General features: G+C 68.5%; 15 protein-coding genes and 2 pseudogenes. 9 read left to right on the top strand and 8 right to left on the bottom strand.

The window, feature by feature from the left end:
• Positions 1–87: 87 nt before the first annotated feature.
• A complete protein-coding gene (locus tag NUG20_RS19390) occupies positions 88–1,074 on the bottom strand; it encodes a bile acid:sodium symporter family protein (protein ID WP_263396022.1) in 987 nt (328 codons plus the stop codon).
• A gap of 73 nt (positions 1,075–1,147) precedes the next feature.
• On the opposite strand from NUG20_RS19390, the gene NUG20_RS19385 reads away from it, so the two are divergent.
• A complete protein-coding gene (locus tag NUG20_RS19385; RefSeq protein ID WP_263396021.1) occupies positions 1,148–2,113 on the top strand; it encodes a DUF6602 domain-containing protein in 966 nt (321 codons plus the stop codon).
• 19 nt (positions 2,114–2,132) lie between these two features.
• Here the strand turns inward: NUG20_RS19385 and dnaG are convergent, their stop codons facing one another.
• The 4 genes and pseudogenes from dnaG to rpsU all read right to left on the bottom strand — a co-directional run bounded on the left by dnaG (position 2,133) and on the right by rpsU (position 5,937).
• The gene (gene dnaG / locus NUG20_RS19380) at positions 2,133–3,872 is read right to left on the bottom strand and encodes a DNA primase (protein WP_263396020.1); all 1,740 of its coding nucleotides are present in this window, start codon (positions 3,870–3,872) and stop codon (positions 2,133–2,135) included.
• A gap of 103 nt (positions 3,873–3,975) precedes the next feature.
• A pseudogene (locus NUG20_RS19375) lies at positions 3,976–4,854 on the bottom strand (YihY/virulence factor BrkB family protein); the annotation flags it as partial.
• 128 nt (positions 4,855–4,982) lie between these two features.
• Complete coding sequence (locus NUG20_RS19370; protein WP_263396018.1) at positions 4,983–5,429, bottom strand: GatB/YqeY domain-containing protein; 447 nt, start codon at positions 5,427–5,429, stop codon at positions 4,983–4,985.
• Positions 5,430–5,721: 292 nt separating this feature from the next.
• Positions 5,722–5,937, bottom strand: coding sequence for a 30S ribosomal protein S21 (rpsU, locus tag NUG20_RS19365; RefSeq protein WP_003465342.1), 216 nt, complete (start codon positions 5,935–5,937; stop codon positions 5,722–5,724).
• A 121-nt stretch (positions 5,938–6,058) separates the two neighbouring features.
• Between rpsU and tsaD the strand changes: the two genes are divergently transcribed.
• The 6 genes from tsaD to NUG20_RS19335 all read left to right on the top strand — a co-directional run bounded on the left by tsaD (position 6,059) and on the right by NUG20_RS19335 (position 13,924).
• Entirely contained in the window at positions 6,059–7,210 is a 1,152-nt protein-coding gene (gene tsaD, locus NUG20_RS19360; protein WP_263396017.1) for a tRNA (adenosine(37)-N6)-threonylcarbamoyltransferase complex transferase subunit TsaD, read from the top strand.
• The gene (gene folB, locus NUG20_RS19355; protein ID WP_263396016.1) at positions 7,203–7,559 is read left to right on the top strand and encodes a dihydroneopterin aldolase; all 357 of its coding nucleotides are present in this window, start codon (positions 7,203–7,205) and stop codon (positions 7,557–7,559) included. Before tsaD ends, folB begins: the two co-directional genes overlap by 8 nt.
• A gap of 108 nt (positions 7,560–7,667) precedes the next feature.
• Complete coding sequence (locus NUG20_RS19350) at positions 7,668–9,116, top strand: circularly permuted type 2 ATP-grasp protein (protein WP_263396015.1); 1,449 nt, start codon at positions 7,668–7,670, stop codon at positions 9,114–9,116.
• Complete coding sequence (locus NUG20_RS19345; RefSeq protein WP_263396014.1) at positions 9,116–10,057, top strand: alpha-E domain-containing protein; 942 nt, start codon at positions 9,116–9,118, stop codon at positions 10,055–10,057. Before NUG20_RS19350 ends, NUG20_RS19345 begins: the two co-directional genes overlap by 1 nt.
• Positions 10,058–10,403: 346 nt before the next feature.
• Positions 10,404–12,581 carry a glycoside hydrolase family 3 N-terminal domain-containing protein gene (locus tag NUG20_RS19340; RefSeq protein ID WP_263396013.1) on the top strand — a complete coding sequence of 726 codons (2,178 nt, stop codon included), beginning with the start codon at positions 10,404–10,406 and terminating at the stop codon, positions 12,579–12,581.
• Between the two features lie 197 nt (positions 12,582–12,778).
• The gene (locus NUG20_RS19335) at positions 12,779–13,924 is read left to right on the top strand and encodes a PQQ-dependent sugar dehydrogenase (RefSeq protein WP_263396012.1); all 1,146 of its coding nucleotides are present in this window, start codon (positions 12,779–12,781) and stop codon (positions 13,922–13,924) included.
• Between the two features lie 136 nt (positions 13,925–14,060).
• On the opposite strand, the gene NUG20_RS19330 is transcribed toward NUG20_RS19335, so the two are convergent.
• Complete coding sequence (locus NUG20_RS19330; RefSeq protein WP_263396011.1) at positions 14,061–14,366, bottom strand: hypothetical protein; 306 nt, start codon at positions 14,364–14,366, stop codon at positions 14,061–14,063.
• A 115-nt stretch (positions 14,367–14,481) separates the two neighbouring features.
• Positions 14,482–14,728, bottom strand: a pseudogene (locus NUG20_RS19325) (PQQ-dependent sugar dehydrogenase); the annotation flags it as partial.
• Between the two features lie 158 nt (positions 14,729–14,886).
• On the opposite strand from NUG20_RS19325, the gene NUG20_RS19320 reads away from it, so the two are divergent.
• Positions 14,887–15,801 carry a hypothetical protein gene (locus tag NUG20_RS19320; protein ID WP_263396010.1) on the top strand — a complete coding sequence of 305 codons (915 nt, stop codon included), beginning with the start codon at positions 14,887–14,889 and terminating at the stop codon, positions 15,799–15,801.
• A gap of 347 nt (positions 15,802–16,148) precedes the next feature.
• Positions 16,149–16,658 carry a CcdC protein domain-containing protein gene (locus tag NUG20_RS19315; protein WP_263396009.1) on the top strand — a complete coding sequence of 170 codons (510 nt, stop codon included), beginning with the start codon at positions 16,149–16,151 and terminating at the stop codon, positions 16,656–16,658.
• 39 nt (positions 16,659–16,697) lie between these two features.
• Here NUG20_RS19315 and NUG20_RS19310 read toward each other — a convergent pair whose 3' ends face one another.
• A complete protein-coding gene (locus NUG20_RS19310) occupies positions 16,698–17,195 on the bottom strand; it encodes a hypothetical protein (protein WP_263396008.1) in 498 nt (165 codons plus the stop codon).
• Positions 17,196–17,212: the final 17 nt, after the last annotated feature.

Genomic DNA, 17,212 nt, shown 5'->3' with positions numbered 1-17,212 from the left:
GCGGCGATCGGCGTGTTGCGCACGCACGCAGGCGTCGGCCGCGCCTTCTCGGGCAGGCCGCGCCGATCCGTCGCCGTGCCGCGCTCGCTAGTCCTGTGTCGCCGTCTTCGTATCGCGCGCGTAGCGCTGCGCGACGAAGGCGCAGACGATCAGCTGGATCTGGTGGTAGATCATCACCGGCAGCACGATCGCGCCGAGGCTGCCGCTGGCGAACAGCACCTTGGCCATCGGCACGCCCGTGGCCAGGCTCTTCTTCGAGCCGCAGAACACGATCGGGATCTCGTCCTGGCGGGCGAAGCCCAGCCGCCGCGCGGCGAAGGTGATCAGTCCCATCGCCAGCGCCAGCAGCAGCGCGGCGACCAGCGCCACCCCGAGCAGCGCCGGCAGCGGCGTCTTGCGCCACAGGCCTTCGATCACCGCGGCGCTGAAGGCGGTGTACACCACCAGCAGGATCACGCCCTGGTCGGTGTAGCGCAGCACCGCGCGGCGCCGTTCGACCCAGCCGCCGATCCAGCGCCGCAGCAGGTGGCCGACCACGAACGGCACCAGCAGCTGCAGCATGATCTTGCCCATCGCCTCCAGCGGGTTGGCCATCGCGCTCTGCGCACCGGCCAGCAGGCCCATCAGCAACGGCGTCAGGAACACCCCGAGCAGGCTCGACAGCGAGGCGCTGCACACCGCCGCCGGCACATTGCCGCCGGCCATCGAGGTGAACGCGATCGACGACTGCACGGTGGACGGCAGCGCGCACAGGAACAGCACGCCGATGTACAGCTCCGGGGTCAGCAGCCAGTGCGACAGCGGCTTGAGCAACAGGCCGAGCAGCGGGAACAGCACGAAGGTGGCGGCGAGGATGGTCAGGTGCAGGCGCCAGTGCAGCGCGCCGGCGACGATCGCCTCGCGCGACAGCCGCGCGCCGTGCAGGAAGAACAGCGCGGCGATGGCGATGTCGGTGGCGTCGTCCATCACCGCCGCAGCGCGGCCCTGCACCGGCAGCAACGAGGCCAGCAGCACGGTGCCGAGCAGGGCCAGGGTGAAGGGCTCGATGCGCATGCGGGCGAGGAGGTTCTTCATGATGTGATGCCTGGAATAAAAAGCCTCGGATCTGGTTGGTATTCTCACACGCCGGTCCTGAAGGTGAGTTCGAATGCAGCCCACTGTCGCCAGTGCCATGCAGACGTTGGCGTTGAACGCGGCGAGAAAGTTTCGCGGCGACTATCTGGTGATGAGCCGGGAGGCGTTCTGGGATGCGGACCAGAACAATCATCTGCTGCATTCCGGGGAATTCGGGGGCTACCGTGAGCAGTTGTTGAGAACCCTGCTGGCGTCGTATCTGCCGGCGCGCCTGTCGATCGGCAGCGGTTTCCTGGCCACGCCGCTGCAGCACCACAGCACGCAGTGCGATGTCGTCATCTACGACCGCGATGCCACGCCCAGCCTGGATCTGTCCGGCGGAAGAGTGTTCTATCCGACGGAGACCTGCGCCGCGGTCGGTGAAGTCAAATCGACCCTGACGTTCGCTGCACTGAAGGAGGCCTTGCACAAGCTGGCCTGCACCAAGCGGTTGCGTTCGGAGCACTGCCCGCCCGGCTTGCCGGTCGCGCCGAACGATGCGGTATTCCACATGTGGAACCAGCTCGCGCTGGAGGAGGCGACTCCGGGCCTTCTCGACGCCCATCGTACGTCCCTGTTTCAGCCATCCCGGATCGAGCAGCAGAACCTGGTGACGTTCCTGGTGTGCGAGAAGATCGAGTGGCCAAGCGGAGCCCAGCCCGGGACGAGCGGGTTCTACAAGGCGCTCGCCGAACTCTATCCGCGTTCGGCCGATGCGTACCATTTGCGGCACAACATGCTGCTGAGCTTGGAAGACGGGTTTCTGTCCTACTACACCGGTGACGGCGAACTGGGCCCGTTGCCTTATCCATTCCCGCGTCGCGACGAAACCGATTGCGGCTGGCGCTGGCTTCCAGCCAGCGACGACGCAGTGCACATCTTCAATTTTGCCGCCGAGTGCGCGCTGGCGTCGTCGCGCACGTGGATCTACGAGTTCCTCGCCAATGCGCATTTGCAGGGAAAACAGGTTCCGCAGTATCGCTACATCCCGCTGAGTTAGCCGGACTGCCGGTTGTCCCTCAGTGCAGCGCGGCGCGCGCCTTGAACAGCTCGCGCAGTTCGTACTTGTCGGTCTCGTCCAGGCCTTGCGCGCGTTGCTTGGCCTGCAGTTCCTCCAGCCGCTGCTGCAGGGTCTGCCGCTCCAGTTGCACCACCACGTCGTGCAGTTCCTGGCGCCAGCTGGCGGTCTCGCCGGGAATCTCCTGCACCGCCAGTTTCTGCAGCGCGGCCAGTTCCTCGCGTTCGTGGAAGTGTTCGAGCAGCGCGCCGGTGGTGATCTCCGGGCGCGTGTGCACGATCTCCAACAACTCGATCATCAGTTCGATGCCGGGCAGGCGCAGGCCGGCGAACGGGTAGGGCGGCGGCAGGTCCAGCGCCAGCGAAGGCGTATGCAGCAGGCGCACGATCGCCTCGCGCACCAGGCTGCGCTTTTGCGTCGGCCGTACCGCCGCGCGCGGCGGCGGCTTGGCCGGCTGCGCGGCGGCGGGCGCGGGGCCGCCGATGCCGGTGATCTCGGCCAGGCGCTGGCGCATCAGGTCGCCGAAGGCGCCATCGGGGATCTGCGCCAGCATCGGCCGTGCGCGTTCGGCCAGCCGCGCCTTGCCGTCGAGCGTAGCCAGGTTGACCTCGCGCGAGAGTTCGTCGAAGAAGAACTGCGACAGCGGCGTGGCCTGCTGCAGCCGCGCGGCGAAGCCGTCGGCGCCTTCCTTGCGCACGATGCTGTCCGGGTCCTCGCCGTCGGGCAGGAACAGGAAGAACGCCTGGCGTCCGTCCTTCATCCGCGGCAGCACCGATTCCAGCGCCTTCCAGCCGGCGCGGCGGCCGGCGGCATCGCCGTCGAAGCAGAAGAACACGTCCGGCGCGTTGCGGAACAGCAGCTCGGCGTGCTCGGAGGTGGTCGCCGTGCCCAGCGTCGCCACCGCCTGGGTGACCCCGAACTGGAACAGCGAGACCACGTCCATGTAGCCCTCGACCACGATCAGCCGCTCGATCTTCTGGTTGGCCTGGCGCACCTGCCACAGGCCATACAGCTCGCGGCCCTTGTGGAACAGCGCGGTCTCCGGCGAGTTCAGGTACTTGGGGCCGTCATCCTTGTCCATGACCCGGCCGCCGAAGGCGATGACCCGGCCGCGGCGGTCGAAGATCGGGAACATGACCCGGTCGCGGAACTTGTCGTAGACGTGGCCGCGCTCGTTCTTGGAGAACAGCCCGGCGCGTTCGAGCAGCTTGTGGCGGCGCTCGTCGGTGCCCAGTGCGTCCTTCAGCGCGCTGAAGCCGTCCGGCGCGTAGCCAATCTGGAAGCGCGTGCGGTTGTCCGCGTCCACGCCGCGGCCGTCGAGGTAGCTGCGCGCCTTGTCGCTGGATTCGAGCTGGCGCTGGAAGAACTTGGTCGCCGCGTCCAGCGCCGAGTACAGGTCGCGATGGTCGTCGCCGGCGGCCTGCGCGGCGCCGCGCTGCTGCGCGTCGCGCGGCACTTCCATGCCGGCGCGCTTGGCCAGTTCGTCGACCGCGTCGAGGAACTCGAGGCGGTCGTAGTTCATCAGGAAGCTGATCGCGGTGCCGTGCGCGCCGCAGCCGAAGCAGTGATAGAACTGCTTGGTCGGCGACACCGTGAACGAGGCCGAGCGCTCGTCGTGGAACGGGCAGCGCGCCGCGTATTCCTTGCCCTGGCGCTTCAGCGGCACGCGCGTGCCGACCACCTCGACGATGTCGGTGCGGGCGAGCAGGTCGTCGATGAATGCGTCGGGGATGCGGGCCATGGGCGATAGGATGCCATGCGTCCGCGCCGCGGCCACGGATCGGGCCGCAAACCCTGGCGTTGCGGTGCTACAGCTGCGGCGGAATCGCCGTGATCGCGCTGGCGTCGATCCCGGCGGCGGCGAGCTTGCGCCGCGAGCGCAGGCGTTCGTCGATCACCGCGGTGATCAGCGCGCCGACGAAGAACACCACGGTGGCGTAGTAGATCCACACCAGCAGGATCACCAGCGCGCCCATCGAGCCGTAGGCGCTGCCCGGCGCGGCGGTGGCGATGTAAAGGCCGATCGCATAGCGCCCGGCCACGAACAGGCAGGCGGTGATGGCGCCGCCGATCACCGCCTGCCGCCACTCCACGCGCCGGTCCGGCAGGTAGTGGTAGAGCACGGCGAAGGCCAGGATGTAGATCGCCAGCGTCGAGACGTAGCCCACCGCGGGCAGCAGCGACGGCAGGCGCGCGAACAGCACCTGCACCACCGTGGTCAGGATCATCGAGATCAGCAGCAGAAAGCCCAGTCCCAGCACCACGCCGAAGGAGAACACGCGCTTCTTCAGCCACGCCATGACGCCTTCCAGGCGCTGCTTGTCGGTGCGGAAGATCAGGTTCAGCGCGTTCTGCAGCTGCGCGAACACCGCGGTGGCGCCGACGAACAGCAGCAGCGTGCTCCACAGCCCGGCCAGCGAACCGACGCTGGGCTGGTTCTTGGCGTTGTCGATGATGGTCTGCGCCACTTCGCGCGCGCCGTGCCCGGCCAGCTGCCCGATCTGCTCGATGAAGGCCTGCTGCGCCTGCGGGTACAACGAGGCGGTCAGCCACAGCAGCAACACCAGCAGCGGCGCCAGCGACAGCAGCGCATAGAACGACAGCGACGCGGCCTGGGTCATCACGTCGATCTCGACGAAGCGCCGCAGCAGCGCCGCCGGCAGGCTCTGCTGCAGGCGTTCGAGGTGTTTTTGCAGGCGGGTGGGTGACAGCGACAGGGACATGGGGCGGGCACGGCCTTCGGCGGGCGCGCGGCATCGCGATGCCGGGCCCGCGCTGCGCGGAAAAGTGTCGCGGGTCGCCGGCGTTGTAGCAGTCGGTCGCCGAAAGGCGGGTGAAGCCCGCCGCCGGATCAGCCGGCCAGTTGCTGCTTGACCAGCACCGAGACCAGGCCCATGTCGGCCTTGCCGGCCAGCGCCGGCTTCAGCACGGCCATCAGCTTGCCCATGTCGGCCGCGCCGCTGGCGCCGGTCTGCGCGATCGCGGCCTGGATCGCGGCGACGATCTCGGCCTCGCCGAGCTTGGCCGGCAGGTAGCGCTCGATCACCACGATCTCCTCGCGCTCGATCGATGCCAGGTCCTCGCGGCCGGCCGCGGCGTACTGGCTCACCGAGTCCTTGCGCTGCTTGACCATCTTGTCCATCAACGCCAGCACCGCGGCGTCGTCCACGTCCTTGCGCTCGTCCACTTCCTTCTGCTTGATCGCGGCGTTGATCAGCCGGATCACGCCCAGGCTGTGCGTGTCGCGGGCCTTCATCGCGGCCTTCATGTCGTCGATGAGCTGCTGCTTGAGGGTCATGAGGGGCTCCAGGGGGAAGGGAAAAGAAGGGCGTTCATTCTAGGCGCTGCGCACGTCGGCGCCGCGCCGGGCGGATGCGGGGGCGCGAGCGGAGCAGGACGGGTGCGCCTGCGGCTGGCAAGGCCGCACGGCGGCCAATAAGGCTGCCGGGGCCAGGAGATCGCTGCACCGGTGCGGCCGGCGAAGATTCCGGGCCACACAAAAAGCCGGCGACGCTTGCGCGTGCCGGCTTCGTGGGTTTACCGTAGCGGATGCCGAAACCGGCACAACCCGCTACCGCAAACCGCGATCCTCAGTACAGACGCTGACGCTTGGTGACGTCGCGAGACGTCCGGCGCAGCTGACGCTTCACCGCGGCTGCGGCCTTGCGCTTGCGTTCCTGGGTCGGCTTTTCGTAGAACTCGCGCTTGCGGGTTTCGGCCAGCACGCCGGCCTTTTCGCAGGTGCGCTTGAAGCGACGGAGCGCAAACTCGAAGGGCTCGTTCTCGCGGACTTTGACGCTGGGCATGGAATCTCCGGGACACAATGGTGACCGGGTCACGCCCGGCGAGCCGCACATTATAGCGACTGATTTCCTGGCTGCAAGCGGGGCGTTTGCCTGCCGCCGATTCGGCCCCACAATGGCATCCATGAGAGTCCTCGGCATCGAATCCAGCTGCGACGAAACCGGCGTCGCCGTCTACGACACCGCCCTGTCCGGCGCGGCCGCGCTGCGCGCACACGGGCTGTACAGCCAGATCGCGCTGCACGCCGAATACGGCGGCGTGGTGCCGGAACTGGCCAGCCGCGACCACGTGCGCAAGCTGCTGCCGCTGATCCGCCAGACCCTGGCCGAGGCCGGGCTGGGCGTGCGCGATCTGGACGGGGTGGCCTATACCGCCGGCCCGGGCCTGGTCGGCGCGCTGCTGGTCGGCGCCGGCGTCGCCCGCGCGCTGGCCTGGGCGCTGGAGGTGCCGGCGATCGGCGTCCACCATATGGAAGGCCACCTGCTGGCGCCGCTGATGGAGGACCCGGACCCGGTGCACGGCGTGCCGGCGCCGCCGTTCGTGGCGCTGCTGGTGTCCGGCGGGCATACCCAGCTGATCGCGGTGGAGGCGATCGGCCAGTACCGGCTGCTCGGCGAGACCCTGGACGATGCGGCCGGCGAAGCCTTCGACAAGACCGCCAAGATGATGGGCCTGCCGTACCCGGGCGGCCCGCAGCTGGCCGCGCTGGCCGCGCAGGGCACGCCGGGCCGGTTCCGCTTCGCGCGGCCGATGACCGACCGCCCGGGCCTGGATTTCAGCTTCTCCGGGCTCAAGACCCAGGTGCTGCTGGCCTGGCGCGGCAGCGACCAGAGCGAGGCCACCCGCGCCGACATCGCCCGCGGCTTCGAGGATGCGGTGGTGGACACGCTGGCGATCAAGTGCGAGCGCGCGCTGCAGGCGGCCGGCAGCGACACCATCGTGGTCGCCGGTGGCGTCGGCGCCAATGTGCGCCTGCGCGCCAAGCTGCAGGCGATGGCGCAGGCGCGCGGCGGCCGCGCCTGCTTCCCGCGCCCGGCGCTGTGCACGGACAACGGCGCGATGATCGCCTTCGCCGGCGCCCTGCGCCTGCAGGCCGGCCAGTCCAGCGACGCGGCGGTGCGGGTGACGCCGCGCTGGGACATGGCTTCGCTGCCGCCGTTGGCGGCCGCTCATGGGGACCGGGGACCGGGGACCGGGGACCCGGTAGAGCCTCCGCTTCCCGCTTCTGCTTTTCCCGGTCCCTGGTCCCCGGTCCCTGGTCCCCAAAATGGATAAGGTCTTCATCGAAGGTCTGGAAATCGACGCGCTGATCGGCATCTACGATTGGGAGCGGCGGATCCGGCAGACGTTGCGCTTCGATCTGGAGATGGGCTTCGACAACCGCGTGCCGGCGGCCAGCGACGACATCGCCGATACGCTCAACTACAAAGCGGTCAGCAAGCGCTTGGTGGAACTGGTCGAGCAGTCCGACTGCGGTCTGGTGGAGACGCTGGCCGAGCGTTGCGCGGCCGCGGTGCTGGCCGAGTTCGACGTGCGCTGGCTGCGCCTGAAGCTGAGCAAGCCGGGCGCGGTGCGCGGTGCGCAGGCGGTGGGCGTGATCATCGAGCGCAGCCGCGACGGCTGAGCGTGGCCTGCGTCGGCGCCGCTTGACGCTCATTCCGGTTCCGTGCATGTTGCTGTGCAACGCAACATCTGGCCGATCGCGCTCGGTGGCGTACAACGACGGGGCACGATGGACTGGAGCAAGTACCGCACGGCCACCTACGACGAGCTGATCCAGGCCGATGGCCAGCCGCGTCCCGCCGCCCGCCGGGTCATCGAATACCTGTCCAGCCTTTCGGGGCGCGAATTGTCCGAACGCCAGCTCGCCGCCGATGTCGCCGCGCGGGTCATGGGCATCACCTTCACCGTCTATTCCGATGGCCGCAACGTCGACCGCACGCTGCCGTTCGACCTGATCCCGCGGGTGATCCCGCTGCGCGAATGGGAGCGCACCGAGGCCGGGCTGAAGCAGCGCATGCGCGCGCTCAATCTGTTCATCGGCGACGTCTACGGCGCGCAGCGCATCGTCAAGGACAAGGTATTCCCGGCGATGCTGCTGGAGCACTCGGTGAACTTCCGCCCGCAGTGCGTGGGCATCACGCCGGCGCTGGGCGTGTGGGCGCACATCTGCGGCTCGGACCTGGTGCGCGATGCCGACGGCACGCTGTACGCGCTGGAGGACAACCTGCGCATTCCCAGCGGCGTGTCGTACATGCTGGAAAACCGCATGGTCGCCAAGCGCGTGTTTCCCGAACTGTTCGAGACCAGCGCGATCCTGCCGGTGGACGAGTATCCCTCGCAGCTGTACGACACCCTGGCCGCGCTGTCGCCGCGGCCCGGCGACCAGCCGGTGATCGCGCTGCTGACCCCGGGCATCTTCAATAGCGCCTATTTCGAGCATGCCTACCTGGCGCAGGCGATGGGCATCGAGCTGGTCGAGGGCGACGACCTGTTCGTCGCCGACGACGACTGCACCTACATGCGCACCATCTACGGGCCGCGCCGGGTCGATGTGATCTATCGCCGGGTCGACGACCTGTTCATCGATCCGGAGGTGTTCCACCCCGATTCGGTGCTAGGCGTGCCCGGGCTGATCCGCAGCTGGCGCGCCGGCAAGGTGGCGCTGGCCAACGCGCCCGGCGCCGGCGTGGCCGACGACAAGGTGGTGTTCGCCTACGTGCCGAAGATGATCCGCTACTACCTGGACGAGGAGCCGATCCTGCCCAACGTGCCCAGCTACCTGTGCCACGACGACAAGGATCGCCAATACGTGCTCGAGCATCTCGACCAGCTGGTGGTGAAGCCGGCCAACGAATCGGGCGGCTACGGCATGCTGATCGGGCCGCGCTCGACCAAGCGCCAGCGCGACGAGTTCCGCAGGCTGATTCAGGCCGACCCGCGCAACTACATGGCGCAGCCGACGCTGGGCCTGTCCACCGCGCCGATCGTGACCGAGGTCGGCCCGTCGGCGCGGCACCTGGACCTGCGCCCGTTCATCCTGTCGCGCGAGGACGTCTACGTCACCACCGGCGGGCTGACCCGGGTGGCGATGGAAGAGGGCTCGCTGGTGGTCAATTCCTCGCAGGGCGGCGGCGCCAAGGACACCTGGGTGGTGGATCTGGACGAGGAGACGGACTGATGCTCTCGCGCGTCGCCGACAACCTCTACTGGTTCAGCCGCTACGTGCGCCGTGCCGAGACCACCGCGCGCCTGGTCGGCGTGGGCAGTCTGCTGCAGCTGGACCTGCCGCGCTCGGTGCGCTTCGCCTGGCGGCCGATGATCGACACGGTCGGCGCCGGCGAGATCTTCAACGTGTGGTTCCCGCAGGCCGGCGACGATGTCGGCGATGCCGACGTGGTGCGTTTCCTGCTGCTGGACGAGCGCAATCCGTCGTCGCTGCGCACTTCGGCGCGGCAGGCGCGCGAGCTGCTGCGCGGCATCCGCGACACGCTGCCGCAGGAAGTGTGGGAGGCGGTCAACGACCTGCACCTGTACATCGACGCCAACGGCGAGCGCAGCGTCGGCCGCCGCTACCGGATGGAGTTCCTCGGCCACGTCACCGACGCCTGCCTGAAGGTGTCCGGCCTGCTCACCGCCAACGTCAGCCGCGACATCGGCTTCCAGTTCCTGCGCCTGGGCACGGCGATCGAACAGGCCGACATGACTACACGGATCATCGATGCCGGCGCCTCGGGCCTGATCACCCCGCGCAAGGCCGACGACCTGGAGGCCTACCAGAACATGCAGTGGATGAGCGTGCTGCGCTCGCTGGCCGCCTACCAGATGTACCGGCGCCACGTGCGCCAGCGCGTCACCGGCGAGCATGCGCTGCGCTTCCTGCTGCAGAACAACGATTTCCCGCGCAGCGTGCATTTCTGTCTCACCCGCGCCCAGCACATCTTGCCGACGATGCCGCCGCGGCCGAACGTGGAGCGCGCGCTGATGCGGATCAACGGGCTGGTGCGCAACGCCGACCCGGCCTACCTGGCGCGGCACAATCCGGCCGAGTTCATGGACGAGATCCAGACCCATCTGGGCCATCTGCATACGGCGATCGCCGAGGCCTACTTCAGTTCCTGAGCGCCCGTCGCCGTTACGCCGTCCGCGCTGCGGCGGCGAGGATTTGCCGGTGGGTGTCGCAAGGCTGGTGAGACGCAGTCGGGGCCGCGCCAGGGACAGCGAGCGGCGCGATCACGGCTGCGCCCGGCAGGTGTCGTGTGTGCCTGGCTTGACCGCCGCGCATGGCGGTCTCGTGCCGCAAACGGCGGGATTGCGGGATCCGGAGGCGTATGGAGCCGCCAGCGGGCAGGACGGGCGCGGCGGTAGACAGTTTGCTGAATAGGCGAATCCGGCCGCACAATTTGCTCTTTCGACTGGCCGGAGAGCTAGAATTGACGGCTATGTAAACGTTTTCTCAAAGGACCCCATGGCTTCGGATCGTATCGAATCGCTCATCGCCCGCATGACCGTCGAAGAGAAGGTCGGCCAGCTCGGCGTCTTCGCCGACATGGTGCGCCCGTTCGCGCCGGACGTGAATCCGGAAGCGAACGTCAGCAATGCCGACGAGGTGCTGCAGCAGGTGCGCGCCGGCCGGGTCGGCTCGCTGTTCAATGGCGTGGGCGCCGAACTGGGGCGGCGGATCCAGCAGACGGCGCTGGAAGAGAGCCGCCTGGGCATTCCGGTGATCCTGGCCGCGGACGTGATCCACGGCATGCGCACCGTGTTCCCGATCCCGCTGGGCGAGGCCGCCAGCTTCGAGCCAGACCTCGCCGAGCGCACTGCGCGCGCCACCGCGATCGAGGCCACCGCCGCCGGCATCCACTGGACCTATGCGCCGGCGGTGGACATCGCCCGCGACCAGCGCTGGGGCCGTGGCGCCGAGGGCGCCGGCGAGGACGTGGTGCTGGGCTGCGCGTTCGCCGCCGCGCGCGTGCGCGGCTTCCAGGGCCCGGACCTGCGCGCGCACGACGCGCTGCTGGCCACGCCCAAGCATTTCGCCGCCTACGGCGCGGTCGCCGCGGGCATGGACTACAACAGCGTGGACATCGCCCCGCAGACCCTGCGCGACGTGCACCTGCCGCCGTTCCAGGCCGCGTTCGGCGCCGGCGCGCTGAGCGTGATGACCTCGTTCAACGACATCAACGGCGTGCCGGCCAGTGCCAACCACGAGCTGCTGACCGAGATCCTGCGCGGCGAGTGGAACTTCCCCGGCGTGGTCATCTCCGACTACACCGCCGACATGGAGCTGATCGCGCACGGCTATGCCGCCGACGAGCGCGACGCGACCAAGAAGGCGTTCCTGGCCGGCATGGACATGAGCATGCAGAGCGGTTTCTACGCCGCGCATCTGCCGTCGCTGGTTGAGGACGGCGAAGTGCCGATGGCCGCGCTGGACGCGGCGGTGCGGCGGGTGCTGGCGCTGAAGGAGGCGATCGGCCTGTTCGACGATCCGTACCGCTCGCTGGACCCGGCGCGCGAGGCCGACCAGTCGCACATCGCCGCGCACGATGCGTTGTCGCGCGAGGCGGCGCGGCGCTCGATCGTGCTGCTGAAGAACGATGGCGACGTGCTGCCGCTGCGCAAGCGCGGGCAGAAGATCGCGCTGATCGGGCCGTTCGTGCAGGACCGCGAGAACATCGAGGGCTGCTGGACGCTGTTCGGCGACAAGACCCGCTACGTGACCCTGGAAGCCGGCGTGCGCGCGGCGCTCGAAGACGCCGACGCGCTGAGCGTGCTGCCGGGCTGCGACCTGGAAGCGCCGCTGGACGGCGGCATCGAGGCGGCGGTGGCCGCCGCGCGCGCCGCCGACGTGGTGGTGCTGGCGCTGGGCGAGCCGCAGCGCTACAGCGGCGAGGCGCAGTCGCGCACGCAGATCGTGCTGCCGCCGGCGCAGCAGGCGCTGGCCGAGGCAGTGGCCGCCACCGGCACGCCGCTGGTGGTGCTGCTGCGCAATGGCCGCGCGCTGGCGCTGCAGGGCGCGGTGCGCGACGCGGCGGCGATCGCGGTGACCTGGTACCTGGGCACGCAGACCGGCCCGGCGGTGGCCGACGTGCTGTTCGGCGACTACAACCCGTCGGCACGCCTGCCGGTCAGCTTCCCGCTCGATCCGGGCCAGCAGCCGTACTTCTACAACCATGCGCGCACCGGCCGGCCGGAACTGCCGACGATGAGCGAGTTCAAGGCGCGCTGGCGCGAGATCCCGAACGCGCCGCTGTATCCGTTCGGCCACGGCATCGGCTACACCCGCTTCGCCTACGGCACGCCGCAGCTGGATCGCGTGCAGTTGGGTTGGGACGACACGCTGACCGTGACCACCCGCATCGACAACGTCGGCGAGCGCGCCGGCGAGGAAGTGGTGCAGCTGTACGTGCACGACCGCGTCGCCAGCCGGGTGCGCCCGGTGCGCGAGCTGAAGGGCTTCCGCAAGGTGCAGCTGGCGCCGGGGCAGAGCGTGGAGGTGGTGTTCACCCTGGACCGCCGCGCGCTGGCCTTCAGCGGCCGCGACGGCCGCTTCGAGGCCGAGCCGGGGCTGTTCGACCTGTGGGTGTGCGCCTCCTCGGCCAGCGGCGAACCGGTCGGCTTCGAACTGCTGGCGCAGGCGTAAGGCCTCACGGGCTTCCGTGCAGGCGGGGCGCCCGGCGGCATGCCGCGCGGCCAACCCCTGCGCGGCCCGTGGCGGGTTCCTGTCTACCGCGCGCGGGCGCGTCGCGTGACCGCGGCCACGGCTTGGCCGCTGCATGCTTGCCGTCCACGCCCGGTTTGCTAGGTTCGGCGTTCGACCCCATCCGATAGGTGCACGTCATGCAACGTTCTCTCCTGGGCCTGGCCTGTGCGTTGGCAGTGAGTCTGGCCGTGTCCGCGGCGCACGCGGCGCCGGCGACCAAGACGGCGGAACGGCGCGGCGACTGGCCGTTCTCGGCCACGCCGTTCGCCACCTTCAACGAGCCTTGGGCGATGAGCTTCCTGCCCGACGGCAGCGCCCTGGTCAGCGAGAAGCGCGGCACGCTGAAGCGCTTCGATCCGGCCAGCGGCCGCACCGGCACGGTCAGCGGCGTGCCCGCGGTCGCCTACGGCGGCCAGGGCGGATTCGGCGACGTGCTGCCGCACCCGGGCTTCGCCCAGAACGGCTGGGTCTATCTGAGCTACGCCGAGGCCGGCAGCGGCGACACCCGCGGCGGCGCGGTGGCGCGCGCGAAGCTGACCCTGGACGGCAATGGCGGCGGCGCGCTGTCGCAGCTGAAGGTGATCTGGCGCCAGCAGCCCAAGGTGTCCGGCCAGGGCCACTATGGCCATCGCCTGGCGTTCGGGCCGGACGGCAAGCTGTGGATCAGCTCCAGCGAGCGGCAGAAGTTCGATCCGGCGCAGGACATGAGCGGCAACCTGGGCAAGATCGTGCGCCTCAACGACGACGGCAGCGTGCCGGCCGACAACCCGTTCGCGCGCCGCGGCGGCGTCGCGGCGCAGGTGTGGTCGCTCGGCCACCGCAACGTGCTCGGCCTCGCCTTCGACGCCAAGGGCCAGCTGTGGGAACACGAGATGGGCCCGGCCGGCGGCGACGAACTGAACCTGATCCAGCGCGGCGCCAATTACGGCTATCCGATCGTCTCCAACGGCGACCATTACGACGGCCGGCCGATCCCCGATCACAACACGCGCCCGGAGTTCGCCGCGCCGAAGGTCAGCTGGACCCCGGTGATCTCGCCGGCCGGCTTCGTCATCTACAGCGGCAGCGTGTTCCCACAATGGCGCGGCAACGGCTTCATCGGCGGGCTGTCCTCGCAGTCGCTGGTGCGGATCGAGTTCAACGGCGAGAACGCGCGCGAAGCGGCGCGCTACGACATGGGCAAGCGCATCCGCGAGGTGGAGCAGGGGCCGGACGGCGCGCTGTGGCTCTTGGAAGATGGCAGCGGTGGGCGTTTGTTGAAGCTGCAGCCGCTGGAGAGTTGATCGGTGAGCGTGGCCGGCGCGCCTCGTGCAGGGCGCGCCGGCGGTCTTGCAAGCGGCAACGCCTATGGGCTTGCCGAGGCTGCGGGACGCGGCTGCAGCCGCTCCTGCATGAGGCTTGTTCGTCTGTCGTAGCGACTCAATCCTGGCCCGCCCGCTCCCAGGCACGGCGCACCGCATGCCGCGCCTTGCTCCAGCTCAGCGTCTGCGAGCCCTTGGTGCTGTCCCAGTCGCGATGCAGTTCGGCTTCCACCTGCTCGTAGGCGCGATTGAAGTTGCGCACGCGCGCCTCGTGTCCGGCGTGATACGCCGGCTCGTAGTCCTCGAAACGCTCGCCTTCGCTGTAATACGGCTCCTCGGCGAAGCGCTCGCGCCAATATTGCGAGACCAGGCTGCGGTCGTCGTCGTTGGGTTCGCGGCCGGGGATCTGATAGGGAACGCTCATCGTCGTCTCCTGTGCGGATGTGGCAGCGACGTTAGCGACGGCGCCGTTAATGCGGTTCCAGCGCCGCGTGATCGGTGCATGAAGCGTCGTGCACGCCGTTGCTGCACACCGGCGCGACCTGCAGCTCCGACAGCGCGCCGCTGCCGTGGGCATTCAACTTGAGCCTGGTCCGCGCCACCGCGGGTATCGCCTTTGCCGACCTCGGCATAGCTCAGGTAGACCCAGCCGTTCTGAGCGAAGCCCGGGTGCGGCAGCACGTCGCCAACGCCGCCCGCTGACTTTCGGCGGTGCCGCGGCCTGTGCCGCGAGACCGCCAGATCCAAGGCAAGATTGCAAGCCAGACCCAGAGAAGAACGTTGCATGGCGCCATCTGTCGGATGGAGGATCTAACACCAGATCTGTCGGATGGAGGATCTAACACCAGGCTGGCACCCAGCGCTGGCACCAGGCATGCATCGTCCAACCAAAGCGAAACAGCCGCCAGCCGTCATAATATCGGACGATTAACAAACGGGATCTAATGAAGGTGAGCGGAATATCGGATGCGGAGTTTATTGAAGGGGCCTTTATTCAGGAGGGCGTGAGTCCGGTCGCGGGTATCATCATCGCTGCCTGTACGCTTGGCGACGATCGTGACAACCCAAAGAACAGGATCGGCGTTAGGAGGCAGGATGTCTGGCTTGAGTTCGGGTTGTCTGCAGAAGCTATTCTCTCGATTGATGCCGCTACCGACGGCTCTGCTTACATCTTGGGAGAGAACGGTTCAGTCGTGCGTTTCGACTGGAAATCGCCGACAAGAGAGGAGCTCAAAGCCTCGCGGAAGGCCTACGCAAACCCTGCCGTCGGTAACATCGGCCCACTGCGGAGACTTCGTATCATAGGTGGCGATGTGATCTGCGCAGGATCTGTCGGCCAGGTCTATCGCTTACTTGGCGATCGGTTCGAGACGCTGCCGAAGTTAAGTGTTGGCTATCAGGATGCGACAATCGAGGATATCGCCGGAAGCAGTCGCAGCGATGTTGTCGCTGTAACTTCCGAAGGTTACGCCGCGCATTTCGACGGTAAAAATTGGACCGTGCTTGATCTGCCAACCAAGGCAGGTCTTACCAGTATCTGCCGGCTGGACAACGGTCACTATGCCATTGTCGGCAAGAATGGGACTGTACTGATCGGCGTTGCAGATCAATGGTCCATTGTTCAGCCGATCGACACGAGGAGAAGTTACTGGGGGGTTGCGACATATGACGATGAAATATATGCGGCGCATTTGCCTGGCGTGGACAAAGTCGCCGGACAGACGTTGATTGCCTTGGATATAGAAGAAGCAGACCTCCAATTCACAGTGCTTCGAAGCAGCGCCGAAGGGGTGTTGTCCTTTGCGGACAGAACGATTGGATTGATCCGCGATGATCGCTGGCAAACGATAATGAAGTGATGCGTGCTAAGGGCGCGTAGCAATTTGGAGCCCGACATCTGGCAAGCTCGTGGAGTCGGTCCCGGACGTGGCTCGCGTTGGCGACGGCGTTGAGCTGGACATCGCGATGCCACGTGCGAAGAATCGAGTCGGCGCATGTCGGTGCTGGGGTAGCAAACCACCCACCGCCGCGTGCGCGCAGGCAGCCACCTTTGCAGGCATCGTTGGCTGATTCAAAGGTTCGATAACGGCGATGCGGGCACACCCCGGGAGGACACCGGCTCGGCCGCGGCCCAGGCGCCGGCTGCGTGCCCCCCGCCGATGGCTTACGATCCGCGGCAACGCCGCTCATCGCCCCGCAGGATTCCATGGCCGCCACCGGTCTCGCCTTGTTCACGCCCTATCTGGCCACTGCCGGCATCGGCTGGCTGTATTACCGGCGCCTCCGCCGCTATTTCGGTCGCCAGCCCTGGCAGCCACGGCGGACCGTGGCGCGGATGCTGGTGCTGGCGCTGGCGACCGCAGGGCTGACCTACCTGGCAGCGGTGTTGCCGCCGGTCCGTCTCGGCATGGCGCTGGGTGTCGTGGCCGGTGCGGCGCTGGGGGCCTTCGCCTTGCACCACACCCGCATCGAACTGCGCGATGGCGCGCGTTTCTATACGCCAAATCCGTGGATCGGGGCCGGGCTCAGCGTGCTGCTGATCGGGCGCCTGGCCTGGCGCTGGGCCAGCGGTGCGTTTTCCGGCGGCGCGCAATCGCTGCAGAACGCCAGCCCGCTGACCCTGGCGATCGCCGCGGCGCTGATCGGCTACTCGCTGGTGCACACCGGCGGCTTGCTGCTGCGCATGCGCGCGCTGGCGCCGCCGCCGCATTCTTAGCGCTGCCGCCACTATGGGACGCGCGGCGGCGGCCTGCGCTCACTGCGCGGCAGCGGCGGACTCGTAGGGCAGCGCGGTGGTGCCGGCGTCGCGGAGTGCGGCATCGGCGGCGTCGAGCTGCGGCGACTCGCCTTCGATCACGACCAGGACGCGGCCGGCCTCGATTTCCTCTTCGAAGTTGCGCCGCACCGGATCCGGCACGGTGGCGCCGACCAGCGCCGAGGACCAACTGCCGACCAGCGCACCGGCGATGGCCATCACCCCGGCGCCGGCCAGGGTGATGCCCAGCGGCGGCACCGCGATCGCCGCCAGCCCGGCGAGCAGGCCGGCCGCGCCGCCGCCCATCGCGCCGCGCGCGGCCGCTGGCAAGGTGTCGGTCTTGACGTCCTTGCGTTCATCGGGAATCGCGTCCAGTTCGATGTCGCCGCGCGCGATCAGCGACAGGTCGTCGTTGTCGATGCCGGCGCTGCGCGCCGCTTGCAGGGCGCGGGTGGCGGTGGCCACGTCGGGGGCGCTGTAGACACGGCGTAGTTTCATCGCGGACTCCGGCATCG

The sequence above is a fragment of the Xanthomonas sp. CFBP 8443 genome (assembly GCF_025666195.1).
GTDB lineage: Bacteria > Pseudomonadota > Gammaproteobacteria > Xanthomonadales > Xanthomonadaceae > Xanthomonas_A.
This window is presented reverse-complemented; position numbering and strand designations above follow the sequence as displayed.

Bases quoted from the DNA above. Each gene is read 5' to 3' on its own strand.
- NUG20_RS19390 (WP_263396022.1), bottom strand. From the start codon at position 1,074: ATGAAGAACCTCCTCGCCCGCATGCGCATCGAGCCCTTCACCCTGGCC.
- NUG20_RS19385 (WP_263396021.1), top strand. From the start codon at position 1,148: ATGCAGCCCACTGTCGCCAGTGCCATGCAGACGTTGGCGTTGAACGCG.
- dnaG (WP_263396020.1), bottom strand. From the start codon at position 3,872: ATGGCCCGCATCCCCGACGCATTCATCGACGACCTGCTCGCCCGCACC.
- NUG20_RS19370 (WP_263396018.1), bottom strand. From the start codon at position 5,429: ATGACCCTCAAGCAGCAGCTCATCGACGACATGAAGGCCGCGATGAAG.
- rpsU (WP_003465342.1), bottom strand. From the start codon at position 5,937: ATGCCCAGCGTCAAAGTCCGCGAGAACGAGCCCTTCGAGTTTGCGCTC.
- tsaD (WP_263396017.1), top strand. From the start codon at position 6,059: ATGAGAGTCCTCGGCATCGAATCCAGCTGCGACGAAACCGGCGTCGCC.
- folB (WP_263396016.1), top strand. From the start codon at position 7,203: ATGGATAAGGTCTTCATCGAAGGTCTGGAAATCGACGCGCTGATCGGC.
- NUG20_RS19350 (WP_263396015.1), top strand. From the start codon at position 7,668: ATGGACTGGAGCAAGTACCGCACGGCCACCTACGACGAGCTGATCCAG.
- NUG20_RS19345 (WP_263396014.1), top strand. From the start codon at position 9,116: ATGCTCTCGCGCGTCGCCGACAACCTCTACTGGTTCAGCCGCTACGTG.
- NUG20_RS19340 (WP_263396013.1), top strand. From the start codon at position 10,404: ATGGCTTCGGATCGTATCGAATCGCTCATCGCCCGCATGACCGTCGAA.
- NUG20_RS19335 (WP_263396012.1), top strand. From the start codon at position 12,779: ATGCAACGTTCTCTCCTGGGCCTGGCCTGTGCGTTGGCAGTGAGTCTG.
- NUG20_RS19330 (WP_263396011.1), bottom strand. From the start codon at position 14,366: ATGAGCGTTCCCTATCAGATCCCCGGCCGCGAACCCAACGACGACGAC.
- NUG20_RS19320 (WP_263396010.1), top strand. From the start codon at position 14,887: ATGAAGGTGAGCGGAATATCGGATGCGGAGTTTATTGAAGGGGCCTTT.
- NUG20_RS19315 (WP_263396009.1), top strand. From the start codon at position 16,149: ATGGCCGCCACCGGTCTCGCCTTGTTCACGCCCTATCTGGCCACTGCC.
- NUG20_RS19310 (WP_263396008.1), bottom strand. From the start codon at position 17,195: ATGAAACTACGCCGTGTCTACAGCGCCCCCGACGTGGCCACCGCCACC.